This window comes from Nocardia jiangsuensis, from assembly GCF_042650385.1.
In the GTDB taxonomy this organism is placed as follows: Bacteria; Actinomycetota; Actinomycetes; order Mycobacteriales; family Mycobacteriaceae; genus Nocardia; species Nocardia jiangsuensis.
This window is the reverse complement of the sequence record NZ_JBHSAX010000014.1, coordinates 937620-951952: the sequence shown is the minus strand read 5'-3', so window position 1 is coordinate 951952 and position 14333 is coordinate 937620. Positions and strand designations below refer to the sequence as shown.

The 14333-nt window shown below is 71.2% G+C and carries 17 protein-coding genes and 1 tRNA gene; 10 read left to right on the top strand and 8 right to left on the bottom strand.

Annotation, left to right across the window (positions count from 1 at the left end; genetic code table 11):
• Window positions 1-49: 49 nt before the first annotated feature.
• Both ACFO0B_RS18745 and nth read right to left on the bottom strand, forming a co-directional pair.
• Window positions 50-682, bottom strand: a complete 633-nt coding sequence (locus ACFO0B_RS18745; protein ID WP_378613741.1) for a TlpA family protein disulfide reductase — start codon at window positions 680-682, stop codon at window positions 50-52.
• Complete coding sequence (gene nth / locus ACFO0B_RS18740) at window positions 679-1386, bottom strand: endonuclease III (RefSeq protein WP_378613859.1); 708 nt, start codon at window positions 1384-1386, stop codon at window positions 679-681. Before nth ends, ACFO0B_RS18745 begins: the two co-directional genes overlap by 4 nt.
• Window positions 1387-1618: 232 nt before the next feature.
• On the opposite strand from nth, the gene ACFO0B_RS18735 reads away from it, so the two are divergent.
• On the top strand, window positions 1619-1846 hold the full coding sequence (locus ACFO0B_RS18735) for a hypothetical protein (protein WP_084505189.1): 228 nt from the start codon (window positions 1619-1621) through the stop codon (window positions 1844-1846).
• Window positions 1847-2037: 191 nt separating this feature from the next.
• On the top strand, window positions 2038-2712 hold the full coding sequence (locus ACFO0B_RS18730; protein WP_067648128.1) for a Crp/Fnr family transcriptional regulator: 675 nt from the start codon (window positions 2038-2040) through the stop codon (window positions 2710-2712).
• Between the two features lie 64 nt (window positions 2713-2776).
• Here ACFO0B_RS18730 and ACFO0B_RS18725 read toward each other — a convergent pair whose 3' ends face one another.
• The 3 genes from ACFO0B_RS18725 to ACFO0B_RS18715 are packed head-to-tail and all read right to left on the bottom strand — an operon-like array spanning window position 2777 to window position 4242.
• Entirely contained in the window at window positions 2777-3565 is a 789-nt protein-coding gene (locus ACFO0B_RS18725; protein WP_378613740.1) for an MBL fold metallo-hydrolase, read from the bottom strand.
• A gap of 39 nt (window positions 3566-3604) precedes the next feature.
• A complete protein-coding gene (locus ACFO0B_RS18720; RefSeq protein ID WP_378613739.1) occupies window positions 3605-4078 on the bottom strand; it encodes a RidA family protein in 474 nt (157 codons plus the stop codon).
• 2 nt (window positions 4079-4080) lie between these two features.
• Window positions 4081-4242 (bottom strand): hypothetical protein, encoded by a 162-nt coding sequence (locus ACFO0B_RS18715; protein ID WP_378613738.1) that lies wholly within the window; start codon window positions 4240-4242, stop codon window positions 4081-4083.
• A 149-nt stretch (window positions 4243-4391) separates the two neighbouring features.
• Here ACFO0B_RS18715 and ACFO0B_RS18710 point away from each other — a divergent pair, with 149 nt between their 5' ends.
• Both ACFO0B_RS18710 and ACFO0B_RS18705 read left to right on the top strand, forming a co-directional pair.
• Window positions 4392-5411, top strand: coding sequence for an ArsA-related P-loop ATPase (locus tag ACFO0B_RS18710; protein ID WP_378613737.1), 1020 nt, complete (start codon window positions 4392-4394; stop codon window positions 5409-5411).
• The gene (locus tag ACFO0B_RS18705) at window positions 5408-6550 is read left to right on the top strand and encodes an ArsA family ATPase (RefSeq protein ID WP_378613736.1); all 1143 of its coding nucleotides are present in this window, start codon (window positions 5408-5410) and stop codon (window positions 6548-6550) included. Before ACFO0B_RS18710 ends, ACFO0B_RS18705 begins: the two co-directional genes overlap by 4 nt.
• A 57-nt stretch (window positions 6551-6607) precedes the next feature.
• On the opposite strand, the gene ACFO0B_RS18700 is transcribed toward ACFO0B_RS18705, so the two are convergent.
• Window positions 6608-6931 (bottom strand): WhiB family transcriptional regulator, encoded by a 324-nt coding sequence (locus ACFO0B_RS18700; protein WP_067648142.1) that lies wholly within the window; start codon window positions 6929-6931, stop codon window positions 6608-6610.
• A 356-nt stretch (window positions 6932-7287) separates the two neighbouring features.
• Here ACFO0B_RS18700 and ACFO0B_RS18695 point away from each other — a divergent pair, with 356 nt between their 5' ends.
• Window positions 7288-9651: a penicillin-binding protein gene (locus tag ACFO0B_RS18695; protein WP_378613735.1), complete on the top strand. Its 2364-nt coding sequence runs from the start codon at window positions 7288-7290 to the stop codon at window positions 9649-9651.
• A gap of 52 nt (window positions 9652-9703) precedes the next feature.
• On the opposite strand, the gene ACFO0B_RS18690 is transcribed toward ACFO0B_RS18695, so the two are convergent.
• A complete protein-coding gene (locus tag ACFO0B_RS18690) occupies window positions 9704-10168 on the bottom strand; it encodes a GatB/YqeY domain-containing protein (RefSeq protein WP_378613734.1) in 465 nt (154 codons plus the stop codon).
• Between the two features lie 111 nt (window positions 10169-10279).
• Between ACFO0B_RS18690 and ACFO0B_RS18685 the strand changes: the two genes are divergently transcribed.
• The 5 genes from ACFO0B_RS18685 (at window position 10280) to ACFO0B_RS18665 (ending at window position 14003) form a co-directional block, all read left to right on the top strand.
• On the top strand, window positions 10280-11236 hold the full coding sequence (locus ACFO0B_RS18685) for a metallophosphoesterase (RefSeq protein WP_378613733.1): 957 nt from the start codon (window positions 10280-10282) through the stop codon (window positions 11234-11236).
• A 165-nt stretch (window positions 11237-11401) separates the two neighbouring features.
• Window positions 11402-12178, top strand: coding sequence for a hypothetical protein (locus ACFO0B_RS18680; RefSeq protein ID WP_378613732.1), 777 nt, complete (start codon window positions 11402-11404; stop codon window positions 12176-12178).
• A 61-nt stretch (window positions 12179-12239) separates the two neighbouring features.
• Window positions 12240-12313: transfer RNA gene (locus ACFO0B_RS18675), tRNA-Pro, on the top strand.
• Window positions 12314-12414: 101 nt separating this feature from the next.
• Window positions 12415-13539, top strand: a complete 1125-nt coding sequence (locus ACFO0B_RS18670; protein WP_378613731.1) for a DNA polymerase III subunit beta family protein — start codon at window positions 12415-12417, stop codon at window positions 13537-13539.
• Window positions 13536-14003, top strand: coding sequence for a hypothetical protein (locus ACFO0B_RS18665; RefSeq protein WP_378613730.1), 468 nt, complete (start codon window positions 13536-13538; stop codon window positions 14001-14003). Before ACFO0B_RS18670 ends, ACFO0B_RS18665 begins: the two co-directional genes overlap by 4 nt.
• An 8-nt stretch (window positions 14004-14011) precedes the next feature.
• On the opposite strand, the gene ACFO0B_RS18660 is transcribed toward ACFO0B_RS18665, so the two are convergent.
• On the bottom strand, window positions 14012-14296 hold the full coding sequence (locus tag ACFO0B_RS18660; protein WP_378613729.1) for a hypothetical protein: 285 nt from the start codon (window positions 14294-14296) through the stop codon (window positions 14012-14014).
• Window positions 14297-14333 lie beyond the last annotated feature (37 nt).

Genomic DNA, 14333 nt, shown 5'->3' with positions numbered 1-14333 from the left:
GGGGGCCCTGCGTGGTTACGCTTCGCTACCGCCTTCGGGCCTGACCCGCTCATACCGCTACTCCCAGTTCGCCCGCGACTGTCCGCGCGATGTCGTCGGTGTCGGTGAAGCTCCGCACCACGACATCCGCCACGGTGCCGTCCGCGCGCAGCAGCACCGAGATCGGCAATACCGCCGGTGCGCCGACCGCGTTCCGCAGGGCGGCACCGGGGTCGAGCACACCGGGCAGCGTGATGCCGAGACCGGTGAGCCGGCTGAGCGAGTACGCCTCCTCCGGGTCGCTGTGCACGGTCAGCACGGTCATCCTGTCACCCGCCCGCCCGGCGTACTCCTGCAGATGGGGCAGTTCCTCCGCGCAGGGCGCGCACCAGTAGGCCCAGAGGTTGAGCAGCGCGGGTTTGCCCGCGAGTGCGGCGCGCAGGTCGACGGGTTTGCCATCGGCGAGGCAGGTGAGGGCGAGCCCGGCGAGCGGGCTGTCGTTCCCGGCCACATCGGCGCCGCCGGCGGGGCACGGAGTCAGCCCGGCGGCAGCCCGAACCTCCGGCGACACCGCCGCCGCGGCAGGCGCCTGCCGCCCTGCCTCCGGCGAGTCCGCGCTACGCGGCCAGAGCGCGACCACCGCCGCCACCGCGACGATCACCGCGACGAGCGCGAGACGGGCGGCGACCGGCCACCGCGTCACCGGCCGGCCAGTTCGAGCAGGTGCGGCGCCTCCGGCCCCTTCACCAGCTTGGCGGCCACCTCGGGATCGGTCGGGCCGGCGCCGTAGGACGGGCAGTCCTTGGCGAGCAGGCAGGCCCCGCAGGCGGGCTTGCGGGCATGGCACACGCGCCTGCCGTGGAAGATCACCCGGTGCGAGAGCATGGTCCACTCTCTGCGCTCGATCAGCTCCCCGATCGCGTGCTCGACCTTGACCGGATCCTCCAGCTCGGTCCAGCCCCAGCGCCGCACCAGCCGCCCGAAGTGCGTGTCGACGGTGATGCCGGGAACGTCGAAGGCGTTGCCGAGGATGACATTCGCGGTCTTACGCCCGATTCCGGGCAATTGCACCAATTCGTTCAGGGTGTGCGGAAGTTCGCCGTCGTGTCGCTCCAGCACCGCCTGCCCGAGCCCGATGAGCGAACTCGTCTTGTTGCGGAAGAAACCGGTCGGCCGGATGAACTCCTCGAGCTCGGCGCGATCGGCCTCCGCGTAGGCGCGGGCGTCGGGATATCTGGCGAAGAGCGCGGGAGTGGTGAGATTCACTCTCTGGTCCGTGCACTGGGCGGAAAGAATCGTCGCCACCGCCAATTCGAGCGGTGTCCGGAAATCCAGTTCACAGTGCGCGTCCGGAAATGCGACAGTCAGCGTGCGATACATCCGCCGCGCCCTCCGTACGAGGCCCAGCCGTGTTTCCGCCTGTCGCGCCCTGGATTTGCGGCGCGGCGCGGCACCGCCGCCGGGCGCCGACGCCGCTCCTGCCGCAGCGCGGGCTGGACCGTCGGCGGCGGCGGTGGAAGCGGGAGAACGCACGCGTCCACCATACGGAACCGCCCGACACTGTTGCCCTGCCAGTTCTCCCGCCGTGTTCCATCTGAGACCTCGACCGTGTTTACTGCTCGTCATGCAAGGACTCGCTGTGGTGCTCTTCCCAGTGGCGATGATGCTGTTCGCACTCGGCATGGAGCGGTTCGAGAGCCGCCTCCGCAAACTCGTCGAACCCGACGAGGAGGTCCAGCAGTACCTGGACAAGGCAAGCAATGCCGAGGTCAGCGAGCTGACCAAGCTCGGTCTCCCCGCCGCCGTCGCGCGGATGCGCAAGCGCCGCTCGCGCACCGAAGATCTCGACGTGGCCCGGGCGAGCTGAGCTCATCCCACCCCGCGTCCGGCCCGAGTGAGCCGGTCGCGCGGCCTTTCGATCACTCGTTCCATCGACGTCCCGCAATCCGCTCTTTACGTGGTGTCTGTCACTGTCCGAGCCGCGCTCCGCGTAGACTCCGCTCGTGGCCGGGTCGATTCGGTCCCGGTACGGAAGCCATTTCCCAAAGGAGCACATTCGTGGACGAGGCCCTCGCCAGAGCAGGCATCTTCCAGGGCGTCGAGCCCACTGCGGTGGCCGCCCTCGCCAAACAACTCCAGCCCGTCGACTTTCCGCGCGGGCACATCATCTTCAACGAGGGCGAGCCAGGCGACCGGCTGTACATCATCACGACCGGCAAGGTGAAGATCGGCCGCCGCTCGCCGGACGGCCGGGAGAACCTGCTGACGATCATGGGCCCCTCCGACATGTTCGGCGAGCTCTCCATCTTCGATCCGGGCCCGCGCACCTCGACCGCGACCACGGTCACCGAGGTCCGCGCCGTCACCATGGATCGCGACGCGCTCAAGGCCTGGATCGACCAGCGCCCGGAGATCGCCGAGCAGTTGCTGCGGGTGCTCGCCCGCCGCCTCCGGCGCACCAACAACAACCTGGCGGACCTGATCTTCACCGACGTCCCCGGTCGCGTCGCCAAGGCCCTGCTGCAGCTCGCGCAGCGCTTCGGCACCCAGGAGGCGGGCGCCCTCCGGGTCACCCACGACCTCACCCAGGAGGAGATCGCCCAGCTCGTCGGCGCCTCCAGGGAGACCGTGAACAAGGCGCTCGCCGATTTCGCGCACCGCGGCTGGCTGCGGCTCGAGGGCAAGAGCGTGCTTATCTCCGACTCGGAGCGGCTGGCCCGCCGGGCCCGCTGATCCGGGCAAGCACAGCAGACAGCGCGCCGATGCGGAGCCCCGCACGGCGCGCTGTGCTGTGTCGTCAGTTCGTGCGCAGGTAGTCCAGCTGGGCCTGCACCGAGCTGCGGGCGGCCGGCCACAGCTTCTTGTCCACGTCCGCGTAGACCTTGCGCACCACCGCCATCGGCCCGGCATCCGCGCCCAGTTCGGCGAGCGCGGCGCGCACCTGCTCCAGCCGCTGGTGCCGGTGCTCGATGTAGTAGCGCAGCACCGGGCCGAGATCGGGGTGGTCCGGCCCGTGCGCGGGCAGCAGCGGCCGCCCGTCGCCCGCGGCGAGCAGCCGGTCCAGCGAGGCCAGGTAGTCGGCGAGCGCGCCGGGGCGGCTCTCCAGCACCGTCGTCCCGAAGCCGAGCACGGTGTCGCCGGAGAGCACCCCGTCGGCGAGCACGAAGCTCACCGAGTCGGTGGTGTGCCCCGGCGTGCCGAGCACCTCGATGCGGAGCCCGGCCGCCTCGATCACCTCGCCGTCGGCCAGCGCGGCCTCGGTGCCGCGCAGGAAGGTCGGGTCCTTGGCGCGCACCACCGTCCCGGTCAGGTCGACCAGCCGGTCGATGCCGCCGGTGTGGTCGTGGTGGTGGTGCGTGATCAGGGTCAGCGCGATGGCGCCGCCGGTGGCCTCGGCGATCGCGTCGACGTGCGCCCTGTCCTTCGGACCCGGGTCGACCACCACGTACTCGGCGCTCTCCGGGGCCTTCAGGATCCAGGTGTTGGTCCCGTCCAGGGTCATCTGGCCGGGGTTGTCGGCGAGCAGCACCGACGCGTTCGGCGTCACCGTGCGCAGCTGCCCGTAAGCGGGATGGGTCAGGGTCATGGCACTCCCCCTGGGACTCGGGATTCGGTCGGAACCGCCTCAGCGGACCTCGGCGATGAGCTCCACCTCGACCGGGGTGTTGCGGGGCAGCTCGGAGACGCCGACGGCGGAGCGCGCGTGCGCCCCGGCGTCGCCGAACACCGCGCCGAGGAACTGCGAGGCGCCGTTGATCACCACCGGCTGGTCGCCGAAGCCGGGCGCGGAGGCGACGAAGCCGACGACCTTCACGATCCGCACGACCTCGTCGAGCCCGACCAGATCGTGCACCGCGGCCAGCGCGTTCAGCGCGCAGAGCCGGGCCGCCTCGGCGGCCGCCTCGACGGTCACCTCGGCGCCGACCTTCCCCTCGGCCACGAGCTTCCCGTCCACGAACGGCAGCTGACCGGAGGTGTAGACCAGGCTGCCCGAGCGCAGCGCGGGCACGTAGGCGGCGACCGGCGCGGTGACCGGCGGCAGCGTGGTACCAAGCTTCGCCAGATTCTCCCGCCAGGGAGTCACGGATTCGGCTGCCACGGCTACTTCGCGCGCTTGAGGTAGGCCACGTGCTGCTCGCCGGTCGGGCCGGGCAGCACCGTCACCAGCTCCCAGCCGTCGGCGCCCCACTGGTCGAGGATCTGCTTGGTCGCGTGCGTCAGCAGCGGCACGGTCGCGTACTCCCACAGGGTGATTTCGCTCATGCGCAGAGCGTAACGGGGCGCCGCCGACGCGGGCAGACATGGCTCCGCCGCTGATCGGAAGTCCGCGATCGGGACATCTTGTACCCATTCGACCCGCCGGTGGCGCATCACACGGACGGACCGGTCTTTCGGCCTATAGGCTCGCTGGGGTGGAAGCAGCATCAGCAGCGCCGACGACGGGCTGGCCGGAGCGGGCCACCCGCGCCAGGCTGCACTACGTCTCCGGCAAGGGCGGCACCGGCAAGTCGACGGTCGCCGCCGCGCTGGCACTGGCGCTGGCCAGGGGCGGGCGCCGGGTGCTGCTGGTCGAGGTGGAGAGCAGGCAGTCGATCGCCCAGCTGTTCGACCTGCCGCCACTGCCGCCGACCGAGACCAGGATCGCCACCGCGGACGGCGGCGGCGAGGTGTGGGCGCTCGCGCTCGATATCGAGCACGCCTTCCTCGAGTACCTGGAGATGTTCTACAACCTCGGCTTCGCCGGCCGGGCCATGCGCCGGATGGGCGCCATCGAGTTCGTCACCACCATCGCGCCCGGGCTGCGCGACGTCATCCTCACCGGCAAGATCAAGGAGTGCGTGATCCGGGTGGATCGCGGCACCGGCGAACGGGTCTATGACGAGATCGTGGTCGACGCCCCGCCGACCGGCCGGATCGCGAGCTTCCTCGACGTCACCACCGCGATGGCCGAGATCGCCCGCGGCGGCCCGATCGCGGCCCAGGCCGAGGGTGTCTCCAAGCTGCTGCACTCGGACGAGACGCTGATCCACCTGGTGACGCTGCTGGAGGCGCTGCCGGTGCAGGAGACCGCCGACGCCGTCGCCGAGCTCACCGGCAACGACCTGCGCATCGGCACCGTCATCGTGAACCGGGCCGGCCGCGGCTACCTGCCGACCGAGCTGCGCGCCGCGGTCGCCGACGGCGAACTGGACCGGGACGAGCTGCGTTCCGGGCTGGCCGCCGCGGGTATCACCCTGCCGGACGCGGATTTCGACGGCCTGGTCACCGAGGCGGTCGAGCACGCGGCCCGGCTGCGCGCGCAGGACAACAGCGCCACCGAGCTGGCCGAGGTGGACGTGCCGCAGCTCTACCTGCCCGCGCTGACCGATGGCATCGATCTCGGCGGGCTGTACGAACTGGCCGAGAAGCTCAGCGAGCAGGGGGTCCGATGACAACGCCGAACACCGGGTCCCGGCTCGACGTCGCCGCGATCCTGGCCGACCCGAGCGCGCGCGTCGTCGTCTGCTGTGGCTCCGGCGGGGTCGGCAAGACCACGACGGCCGCCGCGATCGCGCTGCGCGCCGCCGAGCTCGGCCGCCGGGTCGTCGTGCTGACCATCGACCCGGCGCGCAGGCTGGCCCAGTCGCTCGGCGTCGCGGAGCTGGACAATGCCCCGCAGCGGGTACAGCTGGGCCCCGAGGTGCCCGGCGAGCTGCACGCCATGATGCTGAACATGCGCCGCACCTTCGACGAGATGGTGCTGGAGCACACCAGCCCGGAGAAGGCGCAGCAGATCTTCGCCAACCCGATCTACCAGACCGTCGCCTCCTCCTTCGGCGGAACGCAGGAATACATGGCGATGGAGAAGCTCGGGCAGCTGACCAGCCGCAAGGACTGGGATCTGGTCGTGGTCGACACCCCGCCCTCGCGGAACGCGCTCGACTTCCTCGACGCCCCCAAGCGGCTCGGCACCTTCCTGAACGGCCGGATGATCCGGGTGATCATGGCCCCGGGGCGCGGCGTCGGCCGCTTCGTCACCGGCGCCATGAGCCTGGCGCTCAAGGGCGTCTCCACGGTCGTCGGCGGGCAGCTGCTCAAGGACGCCTCGAACTTCCTGCAGTCGCTGGAATCCATGTTCGGCGGGTTTCAGGAGCGGGCCAACCGCACCTTCGCCATGCTGGCCCGGCCCGGCACGCACTTCCTCGTCGTCGCCGCCGCCGAGCCGGACGCGCTGCGCGAGGCCTCGTTCTTCGTCGACCGGCTCTCCACCGAGCAGATGCCGCTGGCCGGGCTGGTGCTGAACCGCACGCACCCGGTGCTCAGCGGGCTCTCCGGCGACCGCGCGCGCTCGGCGGCCGAGCAGATCGGCGACGATACGGCGCTCACCGCCGCCGTGCTGCAGATACACGCACAGCGGGCGGCCACCGCGAAGCGCGAGCAGCACCTGCTGCAGCGCTTCACCGGAGCGCACCCGCGGGTGCCGATCGTCGCGGTGCGGGCGCTGCCCTTCGAGGTCTCCGATCTGAACGCGCTGCGCGCGGTGGGCGATCAGCTGGCCGGGCCCCGCCCCACGGCCGACATCCACCCCTGAACACGGACCGAGCCCGCGGCTGCGGGCTCGGATTCCGATCGGTCGGGCGATCCTGGGCTAGATCGCGATCTGGTGCTGCCGCTGGGCCTGGAAGAAGTCGGCCCAGGAGGTCACCTCCGGGTGCTGCTTGAGCAGCGCCCGCCGCTGCCGCTCGGTCATGCCACCCCACACCCCGAACTCGACCCGATTGTCGAGCGCGTCGGCCCCGCACTGCATCAGCACCGGGCAGTGGCGGCAGATCGTCGCCGCCTTGCGCTGCGCCGCACCGCGAACGAAGAGCTGGTCGGGATCAACTTCCTTGCATCGGGCCTCGGAGACCCAGGCGATCCGCGCCTCGGCCTGCTCCACGTTCAAGCGAGCGATGGGGGTTGTCATATGCATTTGGTGTGCCCCTTTGCAGTCCGAACACCGTATGAACCGGCGCTCCGGAATCGCGTTCAGTACGCGGCAACCCAGACCCCGCTGCGCACTGCACCACATTCCACTTTGAGTGTTAGCTCTATCACACTGGGTTCTCAATCTAGGTAAAGGTTGGAAGCAACGCAAGACCGCACTCGAACCTTTTTGGTACGTCCGTGCCTGGGAAGCAAGTCTCGAACCGTCCGGTCGGGCCGACTCGCTGGGAAAACCGGGCGACACGCCCATAGGTAGCGGACAGCGCCGTCCGGCGGCGTGTCCTTCGCTGTGCGCACCTCGCAGGCGGGTCGTGCCCACCCCGTACTCTTGGGGCCGTGCCGATGACACGAACACTCGCGAAACTGGCCGGCAGCTGCGTGCTCGCCGCCGTGCTCGTCGCGGGGCTGTTGTTCCCGCTCGCCGGTGGATTCGGCTTCGTCTCGAACCGCGCCGCCGACGCCGTCGACAACGTGTCCGCCGAGCTGGTCGAGGGCACCGTCCCCGCCGTCTCCACCATGGTCGACACCGCGGGCAACCCGATCGCGTGGCTGTACGAGCAGCGCCGGTTCGAGGTGCCGAGCGACAAGATCTCCAACAACATGAAGCTCGCGATCGTCTCGATCGAGGACCGCCGCTTCGCCGAGCACGAGGGCGTCGACTGGCAGGGCACGCTGCGCGCGTTCCTCACCAACTCCGCCAGCGGCGAGGTGCAGCAGGGCGCATCCACGCTGGACCAGCAGTACGTGAAGAACTTCCAGCTGCTCGTCGTCGCCAAGACCGACGCCGAGCGGCGCGCGGCCATCGAGACCACCCCCGCGCGCAAGATCCGCGAGATCCGGATGGCGCTCACGCTCGACCGCGAGCTCACCAAGGACGAGATCCTCACCCGCTACCTGAACCTGGTTCCGTTCGGCAACAGCTCCTACGGCATCCAGGACGCGGCCCAGACCTACTTCGGCGTGGACGCCGCCGACCTGAACGTCGCGCAATCGGCGATGCTCGCCGGCATGGTGCAGAGCTCGTCGAAGCTCAACCCGTACACCAACAAGGAGGGCGTGCTGCAGCGGCGCAACACCGTCCTCGACACCATGGTGCAGAACATCCCGAGCCGGGCCGACGAGTTCCGCACCGCCAAGACCGAGCCGCTCGGCGTGCTGCCCGAGCCGAAGGGGCTGCCGCGCGGCTGCATCGCCGCCAACGACCGCGGCTTCTTCTGCGACTACGCGCTGCAGTACCTGGCCAACTCCGGCATCAGCCGGGAGCAGGTGGACAAGGGCGGGTACCTGATCCGCACCACGCTCGACCCGGCCGTACAGGACTCGGTGCGCAACGCGGTCAGCGCCGCCGCCGACCCCAATTTGGCGAACATCGCCGAGGTGATGTCGGTGGTGGCGCCCGGCGAGAACTCGCACGACGTGGTCGCCATGGCCAGCAGCAGGCGGTACGGCCTCGATCCGGACGCCAACGAGACCGTGCAGCCGCAGCCGTACTCCATGGTCGGCGACGGCGCCGGCTCGATCTTCAAGCTCTTCACCACCGCCGCCGCGATGGAGAAGGGGCTCGGCATCAATGCCCAGCTGGACGTGCCGAACCGGTTCGAGGCCAAGGGCATGGGCAACGGTGGCGCCCGCGGCTGCCCGGCGGCCACCTACTGCGTGGAGAACGCGGGCAGGTACAAGTCGCCGCTCTCGGTCACCGAGGCGCTCGCGACCTCGCCGAACACCACCTTCGTCAAGCTGATCCAGGCGGTCGGGGTGGCGCCGACGGTGGACATGGCGGTCCGGCTCGGGCTGCGCTCCTACACCGAGGCAGGCACCTCCGGCTTCAGCAACCAGAGCCTGGCCGACATGGTCAAGGAGCAGAACCTGGGCTCCTTCACCCTCGGCCCGGTCCCGATCAACCCGCTCGAGCTCTCGAATGTCGCCGCGACGCTGGCCTCCGGCGGCCGGTGGTGCCCGCCGTCGCCGATCCGGGAGGTCGTCGACCGCCAGGGCAAGCAGGTGCCGCTCACCCAGCAGGCCTGCGAGCAGGTGGTCGAGCCCGGGCTGGCGAACACCCTGGCGAACGCCATGGGCAAGGACGACACCGAGGGCACCGCCGCCGGCTCGGCGCGGGCCACCGGGTGGAACGCGCCCGCCTCCGGCAAGACCGGCACCACCGAGAGCCACCGCTCCTCCGGCTTCCTCGGCTTCACCAACTCGCTGGCCGCCGCGGTCTACGTCTACGGCGACAGCCCGACGCCGGGCGAGATCTGCTCCTTCCCGCTGCGCAACTGCGGCAGCGGCGATCTCTTCGGCGGCAACGAGCCCGCGCGCACCTGGTTCAACGCCATCAAGCCGGTGCTCGGGCAGTACCCGCCGCCCGCGCTTCCGCCGCTGGACGACAAGTACGTGCGCGGGTCGAACCAGGCGCAGGTGCCCGACGTCAGCAACATGTCCCAGGGCGATGCCACCTCGGCGCTCACCAGGGCAGGCTTCCAGGTGACGGCGGTGACGCAGGGCGGCGCGACGCCGAAGGGGACGGTGATGGGAACCGCGCCGAACGGTTCGGCCATCCCCGGGTCGGTGATCACCATCTACGTGAGCGACGGCACCCAGCGGCAGGCACCGAGCCCGGCGCCCGCACCCGCCCCCGCTCCGGTTGCTCCCGGGTTGCCGCCGCTGCGGCTTCCGCCCATTCCGATCCCGATCCCGATCCCCCGCTAGAACTCGGCCGCCGGAGTCGGCGGTTCAGCCGGCTCGGGCTGGGGCCGGGTGCTCAGAGCCGGGCTTTGACCGCGGCCGAGATCCGGGAGCCGTCCGCCTTGCCCGCGGCGATGGCGGTCGCGATCTTCATGACCTGACCCATCTGCCGCATGCCTGGCCGCTCGCCCAGTTCCTCGGCGACCTGCGCGATGGCCGTGTCGGCCACATCCGCCACCTCGGCCTCGGAGAGCTGCGTCGGCAGGTACTCGTCGATGATCCTGGCCTCGGCGTGCTCGTTGGCGGCGAGCTCGCCGCGGCCGTTCTGGGCGTACACCTCCGCCGCCTCGCCGCGCTTCTTCGCCTCCTTCTGCAGCACGGAGATGACTTCGGCGTCGGAGAGTTCGCGCGCGGCGGAGCCGGCCGTCTCGGCGTGCTGGATCGCGGCGAGCAGCATCCGGACGGTGCCGAGACGCAGGGTGTCCTTGGCTTTCAGCGCGGTGGTGAGATCCGCCCGCAGCTGCGACTTCAGTTCCGACATACCCCCACGCTAGCCCGTTCCGCACGGAGCTCCCAGCGCATTTGCGCTCGTGGCACCCGCTGTGCGAGAACACACGGGGCAGGACCGAGCCGGCTCACCTATGCTGGGCAAATGCCCGTCATCACGACCTCCGCCGTCGGACGCGCCGCAACGGTGGCCGCGGGAGCCGCGGTCGCCGGAATCGGTTACGCCTCCCTCGTCGAGCGCAACGCCTTCGTGCTCAGGGAGACGACCATGCCGGTGCTGCAGCCCGGGTCGTCGTCGCTGCGGATCCTGCACATCAGCGATCTGCACATGACGCCGAACCAGAAGCTCAAGCAGCAGTGGCTGCGTGACCTGGACCGGCTGGAGCCGGACCTGGTGGTGAACACCGGCGACAACCTGTCGCACCAGAGGGCGGTGCCCGCCGTCGTGCAGTCGCTCGGCAGCCTGCTCTCCCGCCCCGGGCTCTTCGTGTTCGGCAGCAACGATTACTTCGCGCCGGTGCCGAAGAACCCGCTCAAGTACTTCGAGAAGAACCACCGCCGCACCTACGGCGCGCCGCTGCCCTGGCAGGACCTGCGCGCCGCGTTCAACGAGCGCGGCTGGCTCGACCTCACGCACGTGCGCCGTGACCTCGAGGTCGGCGGCATCCGGATCGCCACCGCGGGGGTGGACGACCCGCACCTGCAACGCGATCGCTACGACACCATCGCCGGCCCGCCGAACCCGTTGGCGGACCTGCGCATCGGGCTCACCCACTCGCCCGAGCCCCGGGTCCTGGACCGCTTCGCCGACGACGGCTACGACCTGGTACTGGCAGGCCACACGCACGGCGGCCAGCTCTGCGTGCCCGGTTTCGGTGCGCTGGTGACCAATTGCGGCATCGACCGGTCGCGGGTGAAGGGCCCGTCCAGCTGGGGCGAGCACACCAAGCTGCACGTCTCGGCCGGCATCGGCACCTCGCCGTGGGCGCCGTACCGCTTCTGCTGCCGTCCGGAGGCCACGCTGCTCACCCTGGTCGCCGCGCCGCCCAAGCAGGCCGAGATCGGCTACGGCCGTTCGGCTTCGGAGGCCGTCGCCCGCTAAGGTCGCGTCCCGAGGCCGAACGTCAGGCAGGGGGACGGGACAGTGGCGGACAGCCAGGTGCAGGGAGTACCGGGGGCACAGCCGGAATCCGGTGCGGTGAACGGGTTCGCGCCGGTCGATGGATCGACGTTTTCGGACGGATCCGGCTCGTGGCACGCCACCGCCGTGCGGGAGCGTGATCCGGAGCGGCCCGCCGTGCCGCCGGCGCACGATTTCGACGCCTTCCTCGCCGAGTACCGGGCCGGGCCGAGCGGCCAGAGCAGGACCCTGCCCGCCGCGGGTGCCGTCGTGCTCGTCTTCGCGGCCGCCGCGACCGCCGTCGCCGTCGCCCGCACCTCGGAGGCCCCGGCGGAGGGCCCCTCGCTGGTCAGCGCGCTCACCAGCGAGGCACCCGCCAGCGTCGCGGTGCCGCCGCCGGTGCTTCCCGGCTACCGGGTGGTCGCCGCACCGGACCGGGACGCCGCCTACGACGTCCCCGCGGGCTGGCACATCGCCCCACCCGACACCGTGGCCGGGTTCGGCCGCGCCCCCGATGCGCTCACCGGCAAGGGCTACGCCACCGACGGCCGCGACTACTGCCCCGGCTCCACCCGCACCGTCTCCTTCCTCACCGTCGCCGACGACCCGGACCCCGCCGCAGCGGCCACCGCCGTCGGCGCTCGGGCGGCCCGCCTCGCCTACGCCGCCCCTGGCGCCGCCGCCCCCGCCGAGCCGCTGCGCTCCCTCGACGGCGGCCAGCAGGGCATGTTCGTCGAGACCAGGGGCCGGATCGCCCAGCCGGCACCCGGCTGCGCCGCCGAGTACTCCGTGTATACCTGGGCCGCCCCCAGCACCAACGGCAGCTTCGTCATGGTGATCGCCGCCGACACCGGCGTCCCGCAGGCGCTCGACGCCGCCGGGGCCAAGCGCGTATTCAGCTCCATCCGACCCTACGAACCCTGACTGACCTGCCGGTTTAACGTCCGGAGGCCCCCTGTTGTAAGCTACTTCAGGTTCTCCTCCCCGGGGTGTGGCGCAGCTTGGTAGCGTGCTTCGTTCGGGACGAAGAGGTCGCAGGTTCAAATCCTGTCACCCCGACTCGTGTGGTTGAGACACGAAGGCCCTGATCTGTCCACACAGATCAGGGCCTTTTTTTGCGCGCTTGACCTTCGACCCGCTCGAAGCTCCATGATGGCCGCGTGCCTGACGAACTGATGCCGATCGGGGAATTCGCGCGCCGCAGCGGGCTCACTGCCAGCGCGTTGCGCTTCTACGCCGATACCGGGGTGCTGCTGCCCGCCGAGGTCGATTCGGTGACCGGGTATCGGTACTACGCCGCGGAACAGGTCGAGCGGGCCGGGGTGCTACGCAGGCTGCGCGAGATCGGGATGCCGCTGGCGCCGGTGCTCCGGGTACTCGACGGGGACGCGGCGGAGGCGGTTCGGCTGGTCCGCGAGCACGCGGCCGCGGTGGCGGCGGATGCGGTGCTGGCCGAGCGCACCGCCGCCGAGCTGGAGGCGGCGTTCGGCACCGGACCCGAGGTGTCCATCGGGGCGGTGCGGGGTTCGGTGCTGGCGGCGGCGATCGAGCAGGTGCTCGCGGCGACCGGCGTAGACCCGGCGCTACCGGTGCTGGACGGGGTGTTCGTCGAGGCGCTGCCGGATGCGGTCGTTCTGACCGCCACCGACCGGTACCGGCTCTCCACCCGGACCATGGCCCCGGCCGAGGCGCCCGCTTCGAGCTGGGCCGGGACGATCGCCGGGGCCGATCTGCGCGCGGCGGTGCCGGAGATCCGGCGGACGCCGGTGGTCGCGCTGCGCGCCACCGCGCACCGCCTGCGGCTCGGTGCGCAGAGCTGCCGCATTCGGTCGGAGGACTTCCCGGACTACCGGGGCATGCTCGCCGCTCTCTCCGCCGTCGAGACCAGGGTGACCGTCGGGCGGGAGGCCGTGCTCCGCGCGCTCGAAGAGCACGGGGGCGGCGATATCGAACTGCGCGCTGCCGCCGGTGCCACCGCGCCACCCGCTGTCCACGCCCCCGCCGATGCCACGCCATGCGCCGGTGGCGAACTCGCTCTCGGCGGCACCACCTCCTCCGGCGAGCTGCGCGTCGGCGGCGCCGCGCTCCCCGCGACCGTCACGGGCTCCCCGTGCACCCTGCACTTCGACCCCGCCATCCTGCACCCGGCCGTCGCCACCGCGATCGGCCCCGATCTCCTGCTCGACCTGCGCGGCCCCGCCCGGCCGATCACCCTGCGCTCCGCCGACCGCGGCGACCTCACCACCCTCGCCATGCCCATCCACCCACGGAACGGAACCCCATGACCGACCCCACCATGACCGCCGTCCTCACCGCCGTCGGCACCGCCCGCGACGGCGACGCCGCCACCGCCCGCGCCGCCCTCCTCGACCTCTGGGCCGGTATCGGCCCCGCAGGTGACCCGCTGCACCGCTGCACCCTCGCCCACTACCTGGCCGACCTCTACGACGACCCGGCCCAGTCCCTCGCCTGGAACGTCCGCGCCATCGACGCCGCCGACACCGTCACCGACGACCGCGTCCGGGAGCAGCACGACAGCCTGCGCATCGCAGGCTTCTACCCCTCCCTGCACCTGAACCTCGCCGACGACTACCGCCGCCTCGGCTCCTTCCCCGCCGCCGCCGAACACCTCGCCCGCGCCAGGCAGCACGCCCCCGCCCTCGGCCCCGACCCGTACGGCGACCTCATCCGCGGCGCCATCGACGGCGTCGGCGCGGCGATCGAGCGGCGCGATACGCGCAAGCGCTGACCGCTCGCTCAGGCGAAGGTGCCCCGCATGATCGTCCGGACGTTCTGCGCGTCGCTTCGCTCCCGATCCTGCGCGGCCGACGTGCGCAAGCGGGTCAGGTAGGAATCGTTCTTCGACCGATGTGAACTCGTAGCACGAGCCGGCCTCGGCTCGGCGAATTCGATGCGGCCCGCCGAGGCGGGTGATCCCGGCCTCGGCACCAGCCTGAGGTAAACGAAAAGGTGATAGGTGGACTCCTCATCGGGCTGATCGAAAACCCAGTTGCGTAGTGCGCCCCTGCGCAGCTTCGCCATCGCGGAGAGACCGTTCAGGGAAAACCACCGTGAGCTC

Bases quoted from the DNA above. Each gene is read 5' to 3' on its own strand.
- ACFO0B_RS18700 (WP_067648142.1), bottom strand. From the start codon at position 6,931: ATGCATATGACAACCCCCATCGCTCGCTTGAACGTGGAGCAGGCCGAG.
- ACFO0B_RS18665 (WP_378613730.1), top strand. From the start codon at position 13,536: ATGACCGACCCCACCATGACCGCCGTCCTCACCGCCGTCGGCACCGCC.
- ACFO0B_RS18690 (WP_378613734.1), bottom strand. From the start codon at position 10,168: ATGTCGGAACTGAAGTCGCAGCTGCGGGCGGATCTCACCACCGCGCTG.
- ACFO0B_RS18695 (WP_378613735.1), top strand. From the start codon at position 7,288: ATGACACGAACACTCGCGAAACTGGCCGGCAGCTGCGTGCTCGCCGCC.
- ACFO0B_RS18685 (WP_378613733.1), top strand. From the start codon at position 10,280: ATGCCCGTCATCACGACCTCCGCCGTCGGACGCGCCGCAACGGTGGCC.
- ACFO0B_RS18705 (WP_378613736.1), top strand. From the start codon at position 5,408: ATGACAACGCCGAACACCGGGTCCCGGCTCGACGTCGCCGCGATCCTG.
- ACFO0B_RS18660 (WP_378613729.1), bottom strand. From the start codon at position 14,296: ATGGCGAAGCTGCGCAGGGGCGCACTACGCAACTGGGTTTTCGATCAG.
- ACFO0B_RS18715 (WP_378613738.1), bottom strand. From the start codon at position 4,242: ATGAGCGAAATCACCCTGTGGGAGTACGCGACCGTGCCGCTGCTGACG.
- ACFO0B_RS18725 (WP_378613740.1), bottom strand. From the start codon at position 3,565: ATGACCCTGACCCATCCCGCTTACGGGCAGCTGCGCACGGTGACGCCG.